At 71.1% G+C, this 15940-nt stretch carries 19 protein-coding genes; 12 read left to right on the forward strand and 7 right to left on the reverse strand.

Annotation, left to right across the window (positions count from 1 at the left end; genetic code table 11):
• The 4 genes from cysD to HUO13_RS38250 form a co-directional block, all read right to left on the reverse strand.
• Window positions 1-951: a sulfate adenylyltransferase subunit CysD gene (gene cysD / locus HUO13_RS09725; protein ID WP_249124584.1), complete on the reverse strand. Its 951-nt coding sequence runs from the start codon at window positions 949-951 to the stop codon at window positions 1-3.
• Between the two features lie 37 nt (window positions 952-988).
• Window positions 989-1714, reverse strand: a complete 726-nt coding sequence (locus HUO13_RS09730) for a phosphoadenylyl-sulfate reductase (RefSeq protein ID WP_211901097.1) — start codon at window positions 1712-1714, stop codon at window positions 989-991.
• 160 nt (window positions 1715-1874) lie between these two features.
• The gene (locus HUO13_RS09735) at window positions 1875-3587 is read right to left on the reverse strand and encodes a nitrite/sulfite reductase (RefSeq protein WP_211901099.1); all 1713 of its coding nucleotides are present in this window, start codon (window positions 3585-3587) and stop codon (window positions 1875-1877) included.
• Window positions 3588-3710: 123 nt separating this feature from the next.
• Window positions 3711-3800 (reverse strand): putative leader peptide, encoded by a 90-nt coding sequence (locus HUO13_RS38250; RefSeq protein WP_021341786.1) that lies wholly within the window; start codon window positions 3798-3800, stop codon window positions 3711-3713.
• A 145-nt stretch (window positions 3801-3945) separates the two neighbouring features.
• On the opposite strand from HUO13_RS38250, the gene hemW reads away from it, so the two are divergent.
• Window positions 3946-5175 (forward strand): radical SAM family heme chaperone HemW, encoded by a 1230-nt coding sequence (gene hemW, locus HUO13_RS09740; protein WP_211901100.1) that lies wholly within the window; start codon window positions 3946-3948, stop codon window positions 5173-5175.
• Between the two features lie 47 nt (window positions 5176-5222).
• Here hemW and HUO13_RS09745 read toward each other — a convergent pair whose 3' ends face one another.
• Genes HUO13_RS09745 through HUO13_RS09755 form a run of 3 tightly spaced genes read right to left on the reverse strand, consistent with a single transcriptional unit; the run spans window position 5223 to window position 6264 of the window.
• Window positions 5223-5630, reverse strand: a complete 408-nt coding sequence (locus tag HUO13_RS09745; RefSeq protein WP_211901101.1) for a PIN domain-containing protein — start codon at window positions 5628-5630, stop codon at window positions 5223-5225.
• Window positions 5630-5959: a CopG family transcriptional regulator gene (locus HUO13_RS09750; RefSeq protein ID WP_211901103.1), complete on the reverse strand. Its 330-nt coding sequence runs from the start codon at window positions 5957-5959 to the stop codon at window positions 5630-5632. Before HUO13_RS09750 ends, HUO13_RS09745 begins: the two co-directional genes overlap by 1 nt.
• The gene (locus tag HUO13_RS09755) at window positions 5959-6264 is read right to left on the reverse strand and encodes a type II toxin-antitoxin system VapB family antitoxin (protein WP_211901104.1); all 306 of its coding nucleotides are present in this window, start codon (window positions 6262-6264) and stop codon (window positions 5959-5961) included. Before HUO13_RS09755 ends, HUO13_RS09750 begins: the two co-directional genes overlap by 1 nt.
• A gap of 189 nt (window positions 6265-6453) precedes the next feature.
• On the opposite strand from HUO13_RS09755, the gene hrcA reads away from it, so the two are divergent.
• The 11 genes from hrcA (at window position 6454) to HUO13_RS09810 (ending at window position 15936) form a co-directional block, all read left to right on the forward strand.
• The gene (gene hrcA, locus HUO13_RS09760) at window positions 6454-7476 is read left to right on the forward strand and encodes a heat-inducible transcriptional repressor HrcA (protein ID WP_011873372.1); all 1023 of its coding nucleotides are present in this window, start codon (window positions 6454-6456) and stop codon (window positions 7474-7476) included.
• 54 nt (window positions 7477-7530) lie between these two features.
• The gene (dnaJ, locus tag HUO13_RS09765) at window positions 7531-8700 is read left to right on the forward strand and encodes a molecular chaperone DnaJ (RefSeq protein ID WP_211901106.1); all 1170 of its coding nucleotides are present in this window, start codon (window positions 7531-7533) and stop codon (window positions 8698-8700) included.
• Between the two features lies 1 nt (window position 8701).
• A complete protein-coding gene (locus tag HUO13_RS09770; RefSeq protein WP_211901107.1) occupies window positions 8702-9439 on the forward strand; it encodes a 16S rRNA (uracil(1498)-N(3))-methyltransferase in 738 nt (245 codons plus the stop codon).
• Between the two features lie 280 nt (window positions 9440-9719).
• Window positions 9720-10091 (forward strand): histidine triad nucleotide-binding protein, encoded by a 372-nt coding sequence (locus HUO13_RS09775; protein ID WP_211901108.1) that lies wholly within the window; start codon window positions 9720-9722, stop codon window positions 10089-10091.
• A 168-nt stretch (window positions 10092-10259) separates the two neighbouring features.
• Window positions 10260-11324: a PhoH family protein gene (locus HUO13_RS09780; RefSeq protein WP_211901109.1), complete on the forward strand. Its 1065-nt coding sequence runs from the start codon at window positions 10260-10262 to the stop codon at window positions 11322-11324.
• The gene (gene ybeY, locus HUO13_RS09785) at window positions 11321-11872 is read left to right on the forward strand and encodes an rRNA maturation RNase YbeY (RefSeq protein WP_211901110.1); all 552 of its coding nucleotides are present in this window, start codon (window positions 11321-11323) and stop codon (window positions 11870-11872) included. The genes HUO13_RS09780 and ybeY overlap by 4 nt, the downstream gene beginning before the upstream one ends.
• A 37-nt stretch (window positions 11873-11909) precedes the next feature.
• The gene (locus HUO13_RS09790; RefSeq protein WP_249124587.1) at window positions 11910-13217 is read left to right on the forward strand and encodes a hemolysin family protein; all 1308 of its coding nucleotides are present in this window, start codon (window positions 11910-11912) and stop codon (window positions 13215-13217) included.
• A gap of 57 nt (window positions 13218-13274) precedes the next feature.
• Window positions 13275-13640: a cytidine deaminase gene (locus HUO13_RS09795; RefSeq protein WP_211901111.1), complete on the forward strand. Its 366-nt coding sequence runs from the start codon at window positions 13275-13277 to the stop codon at window positions 13638-13640.
• A 201-nt stretch (window positions 13641-13841) separates the two neighbouring features.
• Window positions 13842-14747 carry a GTPase Era gene (era, locus tag HUO13_RS09800; RefSeq protein ID WP_211901112.1) on the forward strand — a complete coding sequence of 302 codons (906 nt, stop codon included), beginning with the start codon at window positions 13842-13844 and terminating at the stop codon, window positions 14745-14747.
• 125 nt (window positions 14748-14872) lie between these two features.
• Window positions 14873-15298, forward strand: a complete 426-nt coding sequence (locus HUO13_RS09805) for a CD225/dispanin family protein (protein WP_211901113.1) — start codon at window positions 14873-14875, stop codon at window positions 15296-15298.
• A 98-nt stretch (window positions 15299-15396) separates the two neighbouring features.
• Window positions 15397-15936 carry a CD225/dispanin family protein gene (locus HUO13_RS09810; RefSeq protein ID WP_211901114.1) on the forward strand — a complete coding sequence of 180 codons (540 nt, stop codon included), beginning with the start codon at window positions 15397-15399 and terminating at the stop codon, window positions 15934-15936.
• Window positions 15937-15940 lie beyond the last annotated feature (4 nt).

Below are 15940 nucleotides of genomic sequence, written 5' to 3' on the forward strand. Positions count from 1 at the left end.
CTAGAAGTAGCCCTCCCGCTTGCGGTCCTCCATCGCGGCCTCCGACATCCGGTCGTCGGCCCTGGTCGCGCCGCGCTCGGTGAGCCGGCTGGCGGCGACCTCGGCGATCACGTCGTCCACCGTGTATGCCTCGGACTCCACGGCGCCGGTGCACGAACCGTCGCCCACGGTGCGGTAGCGGACCGTCTTCTCCTCGACGGCCTCGCCCTCGCGCGGCCCGCCCCACGGGCCCGAGGTCAGCCACATGCCGTCGCGCTGGTAGACCTCGCGGCGGTGGGCGAAGTAGATGTCGGGCAGCTCGATCTTCTCCCGCTGGATGTAGCGCCAGATGTCCAGCTCGGTCCAGTTCGACAGCGGGAACACCCGGACGTGCTCGCCCGGCCGGTGCTTGCCGTTGTAGAGGTTCCACAGCTCGGGGCGCTGGCGGCGCGGGTCCCACTGGCCGAAGGCGTTGCGCAGGCTGAAGATGCGCTCCTTGGCGCGGGCGCGCTCCTCGTCCCGGCGGCCGCCGCCGAACACCGCGTCGAAGCGGTTCTCGCTGATGCCGTCCAGCAGCGGCTGGGTCTGCAGCGGGTTGCGGGTGCCGTCCGGCCGCTCCTGCAGCCGCCCGTCGTCGATGTAGTCCTGCACCGAGGCGACCACCAGCCGCAGGTCGTGGTGGGCGACCAGCTCGTCGCGGAAGTCGATGACCTCGCCGAAGTTGTGGCCGGTGTCGACGTGCAGCAACGGGAACGGCACCGGCGCGGGCCAGAACGCCTTGAGCGCCAGGTGCACCAGGACCGTGGAGTCCTTGCCGCCGGAGAACAGGATCACCGGCCGGTCGAACTCCCCGGCCACCTCGCGGAAGATGTGGATCGCCTCGGACTCCAGCGCGTCCAGGTTGTCGACCTGGGGTGGTGCCTCGCTCGGCGCCGGGGTGTCCGGCAGCTCGATCTCATGGTCGGTGGTCATGCCCTGATTCCTCCCTCGTGAGTCCCCGACTCACGAATCAGCCGTGCAGGCCGCATTCGGTCTTCGAGTTTCCGGCCCAGCGCCCGCTGCGCGGGTCCGCGCCCGGGGCGGGCTTCGCCGTGCACGGCTGGCACCCGATCGACGGATAACCTGCCGGGACCAGCGGGTTGACCAGCACCCCGTGCTCGGCGATGTAGGCGTCCATCTCCTCGTCGCTCCACGCCGCCAGCGGGTTGATCTTGACCAGGCCGTTGCGCTCGTCCCAGGTCACGATCGGCGTGTTCGCCCTGGTCGGCGCCTCAACGCGCCGCACGCCGGTCACCCACGCCTCGTAGCGGGCCAGCGTGTTGCGCAGCGGCACCACCTTCCGCAGGAAGCAGCACCGGTTCGGGTCGCGTTCGAACAGGTTCGGCCCCTCGCTCGCGTCCTGCTCGGCCACCGACTGCTCGGGAACGGCGTTGACGATCGAGACGTCGTAGACCTGCGCCACGGCGTCGCGGGTGCCGATCGTCTCGGCGAAGTGGTAGCCGGTCTCCAGGAACAGCACGTCCACGCCCGGGCTGGCCTTGGCTGCCAGGTCGACCAGGGCGGCGTCCTGCATGTTCGACGCGACGATGAGGTTCTCGCCGAAGGTGTCCGCGGCCCAGCGAAGCGCCTCCTCGGCGGTGGCATCGGCCAGCCGCGGCGCGGCCTCCTCGGCCAGGGCGCGCAGCTCGTCGTCGCCGCGCCGGACGCCGACGTTCGTGGTGGTTTCGGCAGTCATGACTCTTCGGTTCCTCCGAGGGACAGTCCTACGAGGCTCACCTTGAAGACCCGCAGGCACGACTGACATTTCCACGCCCCGGCCGGTTCCGGCTCCGGAGTGAGGTCCTCGTCACCGCAGTACGGGCAGTAGAACGGCACCGCCCTGCCTTCGGGCGCGCTCACTTCAGGTCGTCTTCCTCGGCCCTGGCGACCCACTGCGCGAACCGCTCGCCCTCGTCGCGCTGGGCGAGGTAGCGGCGCACCAACCGCTCGACGTAGTCGCCGAGCTCGGCGGAGGTCACCTTGTGGCCGCGGATCTTGCGGCCGAAGCCGGCGTCGAGCCCGAGCCCGCCGCCCAGGTGCACCTGGAAGCCCTCGACCTGGTTGCCCTCGCCGTCGGGCACCATCTGCCCCTTGAGCCCGATGTCGGCGACCTGGGTGCGGGCGCAGGCGTTCGGGCACCCGTTGAGGTTGACCGTGACCGGGTTGTCGACATCGCCCTGGATGTCGGCCAGCCGCTCCTCCAGCTCGTTGATCAGGTCGATCGCGCGCTGCTTGGTCTCGACGATGGCCAGCTTGCAGAACTCGATGCCGGTGCAGGCCATCACGCTGCGCCGCCACGGCGACGGGTCGGCCTGCAGCCCGAGCTTGCCGAGGTCGCCGACCAGGCCGTCCACATCGGACTCGGCCACGTCGAGCACCAGCAGGTTCTGCTCGACGGTGGTGCGCACCCGGGACGAGCCGACGCGCTCGGCGGCCTTGGCCACCTCCACCAGCGTCGAGCCGGTGACCCGACCGGCCTGCGACTTGACGCCGACGTAGAAGTTGCCGTCGTTCTGCTTGTGCACGCCGATGTGGTCGCGGGCGGCCGGGGTCTCCGGCGCCGGGCCGTCGATCAGCTTGCGGCCCAGGTACTCGTCCTCCAGCACCTGCCGGAACTTCTCCGCGCCCCAGTCGTTGACCAGGAACTTCAGCCGCGCGCGGTTGCGCAGCCTGCGGTAGCCGTAGTCGCGGAAGATCTGCACCACGCCGAGCCAGACCTCGGCGGCCTCCTCCAGCGGCACCCAGGCGCCCAGCCGGACCGCCAGCTTCGGGTTGGTCGACAGCCCGCCGCCGACCCACACGTCGAAGCCCGGACCGTGCTCGGGGTGCACCACGCCGACCAGCGACACGTCGTTGATCTCGGGCACGGTGTCCCAGCGCGGGGAGCCGCTGATCGCGGTCTTGAACTTGCGCGGCAGGTTCGACAGCGACCTGTCGCCGATGTAGCGCTCGGAGATCTCCTTGATCGCCGGCGTGGCGTCGATGATCTCGTCCGCGGCGATCCCGGCGACCGGCGAGCCCAGCAGCACGCGCGGGCAGTCCCCGCAGGCCTCGGTGGTGTAGAGGCCGACCGACTCCAGCTTCTCCCAGATCGTCGGCACGTCCTCGACCCGCACCCAGTGCAGCTGCACGTTCTGCCGGTCGGTGATGTCGGCGGTGTCGCGCGCGTAGGTCTGGGCGATCTCACCGACCACGCGCAGCTGCTCGGTGGTCATCGCGCCGCCGTCGATGCGGATCCGCATCATGAAGTAGCGGTCGTCGAGGTCCTCGGGCTCGATGGTCCCGGTGCGCGCACCCGGGATGCCCGGGGCGCGCTGGGTGTACAGACCCCACCAGCGGAACCGTCCGCGCAGGTCGGCCGGGTCGATCGAGTCGAACCCGCCGTGGGCGTAGATCGTCTCGATCCGCTGCCGCACGTTGAGCGGGTTGTCGTCCTTCTTCGAGCGCTCGTTGGGGTTGAGCGGCTCGCGGTAGCCCAGCGCCCACTGCCCTTCACCGCGCTTCTTGCCCTTGCGGGCGGGCGTGCGGCGAGCGGGGGCGGTGGCGGGAGCTTCCGTCGGGGGGACCATCGTCGGACCTCCGGGGAGTGGATTGGCGCGGTGACGCCCGCTTCGAACCCCGTCGGCGGTGACGGACGTCCTCGCGGTCGGCGACCCGGCGCCGACTGGACAGTGCGAATCGCGGCGGCGGGATCAGTCCGTGCAACGGCACAGGGCGCTGGAGACCCGCCGCAGGTCCACGTAGCGGCGGGAGGTCAGCAGCACCTCCGTCACGGTCACCATGCAGGTAAGCGTGACACGTGCTCAGCGGCTGGACAAAGCGCATCCGCATGGTGGGACGGCCTTGAGTTCGGTCACATTTTTTGTGCCGGAACAGTGGCGCAACGCTCCGGAAACCGGTTTAGCCGGGCTCTGGAACACTGGAGCCGTGCCTTCCCGACCACCCCCTGGCGAACCGGCTCCCAGCGACGGCGCCCTGCCACCGAGCGCCCTGGCGGGCCTCGGTTCGCGGCCGTTCGGCGTGTACGTCCACGTGCCGTTCTGCGCCACCAGGTGCGGCTACTGCGACTTCAACACCTACACCGCCGACGAGCTGGGCTCCTCGGCCGGCTTCGGTAGCTGGCTGGAGGGCCTGCGCGCGGAGCTCGACCTCGGGTCCCGGGCACTCGACGCCGGCGGCGAGCCGGTCCCGGCGGCCGGAACGGTGTTCGTGGGCGGCGGCACGCCGTCGCTGCTCGGAGCGGAGCGGCTGGGCGAGGTCCTCGACGCGGTGCGCTCGTCGTTCGGGCTGGCCGACGGAGCCGAGGTCACCACGGAGTCGAACCCGGAGTCGACCTCCCCGGAGTTCTTCGAGGGGATCGCCGCGGCGGGCTACACACGGGTCTCGCTGGGCATGCAGTCGGCCGCCCCGCACGTGCTGCGGGTGCTGGAGCGCAGGCACACCCCGGGGCGGGCGGTCGCGGCCGCCCGGGAGGCGCGGGCCGCCGGGTTCGGCCACGTCAACCTGGACCTGATCTACGGGACGCCAGGGGAGACCGACGACGACCTGCGCGCCTCGCTCGACGCGGTGCTCGAAGCCGGGGTCGACCACGTCTCGGCGTACTCGCTCATCGTGGAGGACGGCACCGCGATGGCCCGCAAGGTGCGGCGCGGCGACCTGCCGATGCCCGACGACGACGTGCTGGCCGACCGCTACGAACTGCTGGACGAGTTCCTCGGCGGCGCGGGGCTGCACTGGTACGAGGTGTCGAACTGGGCGCGCGACGACGCCGCACGCTGCATGCACAACATCGGTTACTGGCAGGGCGGCGACTGGTGGGGCGCCGGTCCCGGCGCGCACAGCCACGTCGGCGGCGTGCGGTGGTGGAACGTCAAGCACCCGGCGCGCTACTCGGCACTGCTGGCCGAGGGCGCCTCACCGGCGCTGGCGCGCGAGCTCCTCGACCCGGAGGACCAGCGGATCGAGCGCGTGATGCTGGAGCTGCGGCTGGCCTCCGGGCTGCCCCTGGCGGTTCTCGACGAAGCGGGCCGGGTGGCGGCGAAGGAGGCCGTCGCCGACGGCCTCCTTCGCGTGGACGCCCTCGCGGCGGGCCGCTGCGTGCTCACCGACCGCGGCCGCCTCCTCGCCGACGGCGTGATCCAGCGCCTGATCACGTGAAGGTGTGACCATCCGCACGCAGGGCGGATCCGTCGGTGCGGGTGAGCTCACGCGGGGGAGCTGACCCGGATCCCGTTGGCGGTCGTGGCTTCGGCCAGGCGGGCGTCGTAGGTGATCATCAGGTCGGCGTCGAGCGCGATGGCGGCGGCGAGGTGGATCGCGTCGAGTGAGCGCAGCCGGTTCGGTTCGACCCGGCGTGCGAAATTCATGATCTCGAAGTCCAGCGGATGCTCGGCGATGCCGAGCATCGCCGTTCGCAGGTCATCGGCGATCTCCTGGTAAGTGGCGCCCACCCGGTTGCGAAGGGCGCGCGCGACCTCGGTCCAGGCCAGGGAAGTGGACACCAGAAGGGCCTTGTCGAGATGGAGGCGGTCGATCTCTTCCGCCAGCGGCAGGGACTCCGCTTCCAGGAACGCGCGCTTGAGGATCGCGCTGCTGTCCACGTAAACGCGCATCAGAAGCGGTCCTCGCGGTCGAGCAGATCCGCGGTGCTCTGCCCATCAGGCAGCTTCCTGGTCGGGATGACCTTCCGGTACGCGCCCCGGGGAGGCAGTACCTTCCCGGAACTGATCAGGTGGTCCCACTCTTGCGCGGGTTCGCCCGCCAGGCCCAGATACCGGTCGACCGCTTCGCGGAGCAGATCCTGCTGGGAACGACCGGAACGCTCCGCCTCGGCGCGCAGAGCCGCTTCCACCTCTGGGCGAAGGCGCAGGTTGAGTGCCATGTTGTCGATGGTACCGATTTTGGTACCGAAGTGGCACCAGCGTTCGGCCGCCGCACTCATCAACGGCGGTAGGCGTCCAGCTCCAGCACCCGGACGTGCAGGACCGTGCGCTGGTGCAGGGCCGCGCGCAGGGCGCGGTGCAGGCCGTCCTCCAGGTACAGCTCCCCACGCCACTGCACGGCGTGCGGGAAGAGGTCGCCGAAGAAGGTCGAGTCCGGGCTGAGCAGCCGGTCGAGCTTGAGGACCTTGGTCGTGGTGACCAGCTCTTCCATCCGCACCTGGCGGGGTGGGATCTTGGACCAGTCGTTGGTGGTCAGGTGGTGCTCCGGGTAGGGCCGCCCCTCGCGGACGTCTTTGAAGATCACGGCTGGTGGCACCTCCCGGGCGCGGCGGGGCCGCGGCGGGGTCGTCGGTCCTGTCGTCGCCAGCGGAGGTTACCGGCCGCGCGCCGCGGTGCTCGGCCACGGTGCGCGAGCACCGTAAACTCGACAGGCGGGGCACCGGTGACGGTGCGCAGCGGCTGGTTTCGGACAGGAGGTCAGGAGGTGACGACGGTGAACGCTGACCAGCGCCGCTTCGAGGTGCTGCGTGCGATCGTGGCCGACTACGTGTCCACGAACGAGCCGGTCGGTTCGAAGGCGCTCGTCGACCGCCACAACCTCGGCGTGTCCAGCGCCACCGTGCGCAACGACATGGCGACGCTGGAGGAGGAGGGCCTGATCGCCCAGCCGCACACCAGCGCGGGCCGGATCCCGACCGACAAGGGCTACCGGCTCTTCGTGGACCGGCTGCACGAGATCAAGCCGCTCACCGGCGCCGAGCGCAGGGCCATCCAGGCGTTCCTCGACGGTGCGCTCGACCTCGACGACGTGATGCGCCGCAGCGTGCGCCTGCTGGCCCAGCTGACCCAGCAGGTCGCGGTGGTGCAGTACCCGACGCTGACCCGCTCGACGGTCCGGCACGTCGAGGTGGTCCCGATCACCCCGGCCCGGCTGATGCTGGTGCTGATCACCGACACCGGCCGCGTCGACCAGCGGATGGTCGACCTCGGCGACGTCATCGGCGACGACGAGGTCGGGCGCATGCGCACCGTGCTGAACTCGGCCATGGCCGAGAAGCGGCTGGCCGACGCCTCCGCCGCCGTGGCCGAGCTGCCCGAACAGGCACCGTCGGAGCTGCGGGACGCCATGACCAGGGTGTGCAGCGTGCTCATCGAGTCGTTGGTCGAGCACCCCGAGGAACGTATGGTGCTCGGCGGCACGCCGAACCTGACCCGCAACGTGACCGACTTCCCCAACTCGCTGCGCCAGGTCCTCGAAGCACTCGAGGAGCAGGTCGTGGTGCTCAAGCTGCTGGCCGCGGCGCGGGACTCGCGTACCGTCACGGTCCGCATCGGCATGGAGAACGAGGCCGAGGAGATGCAGACGACCTCGGTGGTGTCCACCGGATACGGTTCGCATGGCATGGTGCTTGGTGGCATGGGCGTGGTCGGCCCTACCCGGATGGACTACCCGGGAACGATGGCGGCGGTGCGCGCCGTTGCAGCATATGTGGGGGAGATCCTGGCCGGCCGGTGACTCGCGGCCGGGCCAGCCCGCAACTCGTCGATCGAGCAGAGGAAGACTCAGAAGGTGGCCAGGGACTATTACGGGACCCTCGGGGTGGCCAAGGACGCTACGCCGGAGCAGATCAAGCGGGCTTACCGCAAGCTCGCCAGGGAGTTGCACCCCGACGTCAACGCCGACGACGGCGCGCAGGAGCGCTTCCGCGAGGTGACGACCGCCTACGAGGTGCTGTCGGACCCGAAGAAGCGCCAGATCGTCGACCTGGGCGGAGACCCGCTGTCCAACGGCGGCGGCGCCGGACCCGGCGGGGGCGACCCGTTCGCCGGCTTCGGCGGGCTCGGCGACATCATGGACGCCTTCTTCGGCGGTGGTGCGGCAGGCGGCGGCCGCGGTCCGCGCAGCCGCGTGCAGCCCGGTTCCGACGCGCTGCTGCGTCTGGAGCTGACGCTGGAGGAGTGCGCCAGCGGTGTGAACCGCGACATCACCGTCGACACGGCGGTGCTGTGCGACTCCTGCGACGGCGGCGGTTCCCGCGCAGGCAGCGCGCCGTCGACCTGTGACACCTGCGGCGGCCGCGGCGAGGTGCAGTCGGTGCAGCGCTCGTTCCTCGGCCAGGTCATGACCTCCCGCCCGTGCCCGGTGTGCCGCGGCTTCGGCGAGGTCATCACCGACCCGTGCCAGCAGTGCAGCGGCGACGGCCGGGTCCGCGCCCGGCGCACCATCACGGTCAAGATCCCGGCCGGTGTCGGCGACGGCATGCGGGTCCGGCTGGCGGGCGAGGGCGAGGTCGGCCCGGGCGGAGGCCCGCCCGGCGACCTGTTCGTCGAGGTCGAGGAGCTGCCGCACGAGCGCTTCACCCGCGACGGCGCCGACCTGCACTGCAACGTCGAGGTCCCGATGACCGCCGCCGCCCTGGGCACCGTGATCAGGCTGCACACGCTCAGCGGCGAGGAGGAGCTGACGGTCGAGCCGGGCACCCAGCCGGGCACCGAGCACGTGCTCACCGGGCACGGACTGCCGAAGCTGCGGTCCAACGGCCGCGTGAGCGGACACGGCGACCTGCACGTCCACCTCGACGTGCAGGTGCCGACCAGGCTCGACGAGCAGCAGAGCGAGCTGCTGCGCCAGCTCGCCTCGATCCGCGGCGAGGAGCAGCCGGAGCCGACGGTCACCGCCAACGGCAACGGGCAGCGGCACGGGCTGTTCTCGCGGTTCCGCTCGTTCGGGCACCGCTGAGGTGTCGCTGGCGGTCTTCTCCGTCGACGAGCTGCCCGCCGTCGGCGGCGCTGCGCTGTCGGGGCCCGAGGGCAGGCACGCGGCCACGGTGCGGCGCATCGGCGTCGGTGAGCACCTGCTGCTCTCGGACGGCCGCGGCGGCATGGCGCGGTGCTCGGTGACTTCCACCACGCGCGACTCGCTGGAGCTGGACGTCGAGGAGACCTGGCTGGTGCCTCGGCCCGCCCTGCGGGTGACGCTGGCCCAGGCGCTGGTCAAGGGCGACCGCGGCGAGCTGGCCGTGGAGCTGGCGACCGAGGCGGGCGTCGACGGCGTGCTGCCGTGGAAGGCCGCCCGCTGCGTCGCGCGCTGGGACGACGGCCCGCGCGGTGCGAAGGCGCTGGGGCGCTGGCGCAGCACGGTGGCGCAGGCCGCAAAGCAGGCCCGGCGGCCGTGGACCCCCGAGGTCGCCGAACCGGTCACCACCCGGCAGCTGTCGCGGGTGGTGGCCGAGGCCGATGCCGCGGTGGTGCTGCACGAGTCGGCCCCGACCCCGCTGGCTTCGGCGGACCTGCCCGCCGAGGGCGAGCTCGTGCTGGTGGTGGGCCCCGAGGGCGGCGTCGGCGAGGACGAGCTCGAGGTGCTGACCGAGGCGGGTGCTCAGGCGGTGCGGCTGGGGCCGTCGGTGCTGCGGGCGTCGACCGCCGCCGCGGTGGCGCTGGGTGCGCTCGGAGTCCTCACGCACCGCTGGGACGTCTGAGCGTTCTGTCAGTTTCTGGCCGATTATTTTGCGGGTTCGGAAAAAAATCACCAGACTTGTAGCGCGTTCGTGTGACTGAACGATACTCTCAGTTGCGAGAGGACTGCGGTGCGCAGCTTCGCGGCGTGACGCACGCGGTCCTGGACACCTCGCCGGGCACCTCCCCCCTCGGCCCGGTGAGGGTCGCGCCGCAGCTGGCCAACCCCCAGACCCAGCTGCGGCGCGGCGTCCCGCGGCGAACCGATCAACTCCTCCGCGCCGGACGGGATAACCTGCGGGCATGAGCGACAGCGACATGGACGACCTGTTCCTCCGGATCATCGCGGGCGAGATCCCTGCCGACGTGGTGCGCGAGACCGACCGTGTCATCGCGATCCGCGACATCAACCCGCAGGCCCCCACGCACGTGCTGGTCGTGCCCAAGACGCGCTACCGCAACGCCGCCGAGCTCGCGGCAAAGGACCCGGACCTGCTGGCCGAGGTGGTGCGTGTGGCGGGTGAGGTCGCCGAGCAGGAAGGTATCGCCGAGGCCGGGTACCGCCTGCTGTTCAACACCAACTCCGACGCCGGGCAGACGATCTTCCACGTGCACCTGCACCTGCTGGGCGGCGAGCGCATGGGCGGCCTGACCGGAGGCCCCTCACACGGCTGAGACCGCCGGGTGAGCCCTCGGCGGCGCCGGAGGTGTCCCCGCCGCCGCGAGCGCGCGAAGGCTCGACGGTTGTCGGCGCAACCGGCCTGCGGATTGCTCTACCATCGGAACCAGCAGACCTGACCAGAACGACTCGCGCGCACGCGCAGAAAGCGGGCCCGAATACACGTGGCCGGAATCGCAGCGGGTGGAGCCGCCGCCCAGTCCGGAGAGCAGCCGACGCAGACCGCCACGGCGCAGTCCAGGATCACCGTGCCGGACACGGCGGTGCTGGCGCTGGTGGGGACCAGGGACGAGAACCTCCGGGTCATCGAGGATCTGCTGACTGCCGATGTCCATGTCCGAGGCAACGAGGTGACGTTGTCCGGTGAGCCCGCGGAGGTCGCCTTCGCCGAGCGGGTGTTCGCCGAGCTCATCACGCTGGTGTCCAAGGGCGGCTCGCTCACCCCGGACAGCGTCCGGCGCAGCGTGGCGATGCTCTCGGCCGACCACGCCGAGTCACCCGCCGACGTGCTCAGCCTGGACATCGTCTCCCGGCGCGGACGCACGATCCGCCCCAAGACCCTCAACCAGAAGCGCTACGTCGACTCCATCGACAAGCACACCGTGGTCTTCGGCATCGGCCCCGCCGGTACCGGCAAGACCTACCTGGCGATGGCCAAGGCGGTGCAGGCGCTGCAGGCCAAGCAGGTCAACCGGATCATCCTCACCCGGCCCGCCGTCGAGGCGGGTGAGCGGCTCGGCTACCTGCCGGGCACCCTCTACGAGAAGATCGACCCGTACCTGCGCCCGCTCTACGACGCCCTGCACGACATGGTCGACCCGGAGTCGGTGCCCAAGCTCACCCAGGCGGGCACGATCGAGATCGCCCCGCTGGCATACATGCGCGGCCGGACGCTCAACGACGCGTTCATCATCCTCGACGAGGCGCAGAACACCACGCCGGAGCAGATGAAGATGTTCCTGACCCGGCTCGGGTTCGGCTCCAAGATCGTGGTCACCGGCGACATCACCCAGATCGACCTGCCCGGAGGTCAGCGCAGCGGCCTGAAGGTCGTCCGCGAGATCCTGGAGGGCGTCGAAGACGTGCACTTCGCCATGCTGGAGAGCCAGGACGTGGTGCGCCACCGCCTGGTCACCGACATCGTCAACGCCTACGACCGCTGGCACGCCCAGAACGAGGCCGAGGAGGCCGGCGGCAGGCGCAACGGCCAGCGACGGGGACGCGCATGAGCATCGAGATCGCCAACGAGTCCGGCGTCGAGGTGCCAGAGCCCTCGATCGTCTCGGTCGCCCGCTTCGCGCTCGACAAGATGAGCGTCAGCCAGCTCGCCGAGCTCTCCATCGTGCTGGTCGAGCTGGACGTCATGTCCGACCTGCACGAGCGCTGGATGGACCTGCCCGGTCCGACCGACGTGATGGCCTTCCCGATGGACGAGTACGACTCGTCCCGGCGCCCGGACTCCGCAGGTGCGGGGCCCGCGCTGCTCGGCGACATCGTGCTCTGCCCGGCCTTCGCCAAGGACCAGGCCCGCAAGGCCGGGCACAGCGTGCTCGACGAGCTGCACCTGCTGACCGTGCACGGTGTCCTGCACCTGCTCGGGTACGACCACGCCGAGCCGGAGGAGGAGCGGGAGATGTTCGGTCTGCAGAACCAGATCCTGGCCGACTTCCGGACGGCCAAGGCCGCGGCCGAGCGCGAGCAGGCGCAGCGCAGCGCCGACTCCGCGGTCCTCGGCGCGGTCGGCCTTGAGGAGCAGGACGGCCCTGGCACGCACTGAGGCGTTGTCGTGACGGATTTCCACTAGGGCGGTAGTCGTGTTCTCCGGTTCCATCGCGCTGATGGTCTGGGCGGTTCTGCTGGTGCTGGCCGCGGGTGTGTTCGCCGCGTCGGACTCGGCCATCGGCGCCGCGTCGCGGGCGCGGGTCGACGAGTTGGTGCGCGAGGGCAGGGGCGGTGCAAGGCAGCTCGCGCTGGTGCTGGCCGACCGGCCCCGGCACGTGAACCTGCTGCTGCTCCTGCGGCTGGCGTGCGAGATGGGTGCGGCGGTGCTCGTCACCGTCGTCGCGCTGCGCATCGCCAACTCCGACGGGCGCGCGGTCGCGGTCGCGATCCTGATCATGCTCGTGGTGTCCTACGTGCTGATCGGGGTCGGCCCGCGCACCATCGGCCGCCAGCACCCGTACGGGGTGGGTCTGCTCGTGGCCGGCCCGGTGCGAGCGCTGGCCAGGGTGCTCAACCCGCTGACCAGGCTGCTGATCCTGATCGGCAACATGATCACCCCCGGCCGCGGTTTCCGGGAGGGCCCGTTCTCCTCCGAGGTCGAGCTGCGCGAGCTGGTCGACCTCGCCGGTGAGCGCGGCGTGGTCGAGCCGGGCGAGCGCGAGATGATCCACTCGGTGTTCGAGCTCGGCGACACCATCGCCCGCGAGGTGATGGTGCCGCGCACCGAGATCATCTGGATCGAGCGCACCAAGTCGGTCCGCCAGGCGCTGGCGCTGTGCCTGCGTTCGGGCTTCTCGCGGGTGCCGGTGATCGGCGAGAGCGTCGACGACATCGTCGGCGTGGTCACGCTCAAGGACCTGTCCAGGGTGGTCGTCGAGCAGGGCAGACCGAACGAGGCAGGGCCCGCGGTCGCCGAGCTGATGCGCCCGGCCAGCTTCGTACCCGACACCAAACGCCTCGACGAGCTGCTCAAGGAGATGCAGAAGTCGCGCAGCCACCTGGCCATCGCGGTCGACGAGTACGGTGGCACGGCCGGTCTGCTGACCATCGAGGACATCATCGAGGAGATCGTCGGCGAGATCACCGACGAGTCCGACCTTGAGGAGCACCGGCCGATCGAGCGCATCGACGACGAGACGGTCCGGGTCAGCTCGCGGCTGCCGGTGGAGGACCTCGGCGAGCTGTTCGAGGTCGAGCTCGACGGCTCGGAGGTAGAGACCGTCGGCGGCCTGCTCGCCCAGCGGCTCGGCAGGGTGCCGCTGCCGGGGGCGGAGGCCGAGATCGCCGGGCTGCGGCTGCGCGCCGAGGGCGGCAAGGACCACCGAGGCCGCATCCGCATCAACGCGCTGCTGGTGCGACGCTCCTCCGGCGACCACGCACCGCTGCGCGACGCCGAGTAGGCACGCCCTGCCTCCGGCAAGGGCGATCGGAAGGACCCACAGGAAGGACCCCCACCAGTGGCTGAGCACGTCGAGTCGGCTGCCCCGCAGGACATCGACCCCGAGGACGCCAAGATCGTGACGCTGGCCCGCTCGGCGCGCGCCCGCACCGGCGCGGCGGAGGGCGCGGCGGTGCGCGACACCGACGGCCGCACCTACGCCGCGTGCAGCGTCGAGCTGCCGTCGCTGCGCCTGACAGCGCTGCAGGCTGCGGTGGCGACGGCCGTCGCCAGCGGCGCGGAGGGCCTGGAGGCCGCGGCGGTCGTGACCGACGCGGACGCCGTCGGCGCGGACTCGGTCGCCGCGGTCCGCGACCTCGGCGCGAAGGCGCCGGTGCTGCGCGCGGACGCGCGCGGCGACGTCGTCGGCGTCGTGGACGCCTGACGGGGTTTGTGCAGCGGCGCGGGTGGCGCCGCTTGGGAAACGAACCCCGGGACTGCTGGGCCGCGCGGCCGGTGGTGCCCGCGCGGTACGGCTGTCCGCCGGAGCTCGCTCACGCGTGGCCACGCTCCCACCCGGTTCCGCGGCTCGGCCGGTGGCCGCACCCGTGGGCGTCGCCGGCCGCCGGACGGTCACAATGGTGCGGTGACCAGTCTTGACGCGCACCGCTCCGGATTCGCCTGCTTCGTCGGCCGGCCCAACGCCGGCAAGTCCACGCTGACGAACGCCCTCGTCGGCTCGAAGGTGGCGATCACCTCCAGCAAGCCGCAGACGACGCGGCACGCGATCCGGGGCATCGTGCACCGTCCGGACGCCCAGCTGATCATCGTCGACACCCCCGGCCTGCACCGCCCGCGCACGCTGCTCGGCCAGCGGCTCAACGACCTGGTCTACGAGACCTGGTCGGAGGTCGACGTCGTCGGCTTCTGCGTGCCCGCCGACCAGAAGATCGGCCCCGGTGACCGCTACATCGCCGAGCAGCTGGCCAAGGTGGCCAAGCGCACGCCGGTGATCGGCGTCGTCACCAAGACCGACCTGGTCGGCAAGCAGCAGGTCGCCGAGCAACTGCTGGCCCTGCAGCAGGTGATGGAGTTCGCCGACCTGGTGCCGTGCTCGGCGGTCGACTCCTACCAGATGGACGTGCTCGCCGACCTGCTCGTCGGCCGCCTGCCCGAGGGCCCGCAGCTCTACCCGGACGGGGAGCTGACCGACGAGCCCGAGACCACCCTCATCGCCGAGCTGATCCGCGAGGCCGCCCTGGAGGGCGTGCGCGACGAGCTGCCGCACTCGCTGGCGGTCGGCATCGAGGAGATGGTGCCGCGCGAGGACCGCGACGACCTCATCGACGTGCACGCCGTGATCTACGTCGAGCGGCAGAGCCAGAAGGCGATCGTGATCGGCCGCGGCGGCGAGCGCCTGCGCGCCGTCGGCTCCCAGGCCCGCAAGCACATCCAGGCCCTGCTGGGCAGCAAGATCTACCTCGATCTCCACGTCAAGGTGGCCAAGGACTGGCAGCGCGACCCCAAGCAGCTGCGCCGTCTCGGGTTCTAGCTGCGGTTCGGTGTAGATATCGGGAACCGCACGTGAAAGCGCTTCGTCTCAGGTACGGTTCCGCCCGGCTGTGCTCGAACACCGGCCGGCCACCGGTCTTTCAACGTGAGTCGAAGGAAGCATAAGTGACTACCCCCTACGGCGGTCCGCCGTCCGGACCCAACCCGCAGCAGCCGTACGGCCAGCAGCCCGGCGGCTACAACCCGGCTTCGGGCCCGCAGCCGCAGCAGCCCTACGGCCAGCCCGGCTACGGCCAGCCCGCTCCCTACGGGCAGCCCGGCTACGGCGCCGCCCCGCCGAACAACAACATCGGCTGGGGCATCGGCTCGATCTTCCTGTGCTGGCCGTTCGCCATCCCGTCGCTCATCAAGGCCACCTCGGTGCAGAACCTCTGGGCCCAGGGGCAGTTCCAGCAGGCGCAGGAAGCCGCTGACGAGGCCAAGAAGTGGGGCAAGATCGGCATCATCGTCGGTGCCTCCGGCTGGGCCCTGCTCATCCTCTTCTACGTCATCATCTTCGTGGTCGTCCTCGGCGCCGCGAGCAGCTACTAAGAACACCCCGGTCCCACTGGTCGGCTCGTCGCGCCCCTGCGCGCACGGGCCGACCGGGCACCGGTCCGCCAGGTTCGTCCTCATCGAAAGAGCGCGAGATGACCTCCTCGTCCGATCCCGTCGAACCACCGGCGCAGCCGTCGTCGACCCCTCCGGCGGAGCCTTCGCAGACCCCTTCCGCTGAGCCGGCGCAGACGCCGTCGGCGGAGACTCCGGCACAGCCGGACGCGCAGGCGCCCGCCTACCTCCCGGAGCCCTACCTCGCGCAGCAGGACGCCCAGGCGCCCTATCCGGCGCAGCAGCCGTATCCGGCACAGCCTCCCTACCCGATGCCGCCCCACGGGATGCCTGGTTACGGGCCGGTGCCGATCGTCAACAACCTCGGCTGGGCGATCGGCGGCCTGCTGACCTGCTGGCCGTTCGGCATCCCGGCGCTGATCAAGGCGCTGGAGGTGAACAACCTCTGGGCGCGCGGGCTCTACCAGCAGGCCGAGTTCAGCGCGGCCGAGGCCAAGAAGTGGGGCAAGATCGGCGTCATCGTCGGAGCCAGCCTCCTGGGTGCCTACCTGCTCTTCATCATCGTCTACTTCGTCGTCATCATCGGCGTGATCGGCGTCGGCGTCAGCGGCGGCTTGTGAGGCA

The sequence above is a fragment of the Saccharopolyspora erythraea genome (assembly GCF_018141105.1).
In the GTDB taxonomy this organism is placed as follows: Bacteria; Actinomycetota; Actinomycetes; order Mycobacteriales; family Pseudonocardiaceae; genus Saccharopolyspora_D; species Saccharopolyspora_D erythraea_A.

Coding starts and splice junctions, on each gene's coding strand:
- cysD (WP_249124584.1), bottom strand. CDS start 951: ATGACCACCGACCATGAGATCGAGCTGCCGGACACCCCGGCGCCGAGC.
- HUO13_RS09730 (WP_211901097.1), bottom strand. CDS start 1,714: ATGACTGCCGAAACCACCACGAACGTCGGCGTCCGGCGCGGCGACGAC.
- HUO13_RS09735 (WP_211901099.1), bottom strand. CDS start 3,587: ATGGTCCCCCCGACGGAAGCTCCCGCCACCGCCCCCGCTCGCCGCACG.
- HUO13_RS38250 (WP_021341786.1), bottom strand. CDS start 3,800: ATGGTGACCGTGACGGAGGTGCTGCTGACCTCCCGCCGCTACGTGGAC.
- HUO13_RS09745 (WP_211901101.1), bottom strand. CDS start 5,630: ATGCGCGTTTACGTGGACAGCAGCGCGATCCTCAAGCGCGCGTTCCTG.
- HUO13_RS09750 (WP_211901103.1), bottom strand. CDS start 5,959: ATGAGTGCGGCGGCCGAACGCTGGTGCCACTTCGGTACCAAAATCGGT.
- HUO13_RS09775 (WP_211901108.1), top strand. CDS start 9,720: ATGAGCGACAGCGACATGGACGACCTGTTCCTCCGGATCATCGCGGGC.
- ybeY (WP_211901110.1), top strand. CDS start 11,321: ATGAGCATCGAGATCGCCAACGAGTCCGGCGTCGAGGTGCCAGAGCCC.
- HUO13_RS09810 (WP_211901114.1), top strand. CDS start 15,397: ATGACCTCCTCGTCCGATCCCGTCGAACCACCGGCGCAGCCGTCGTCG.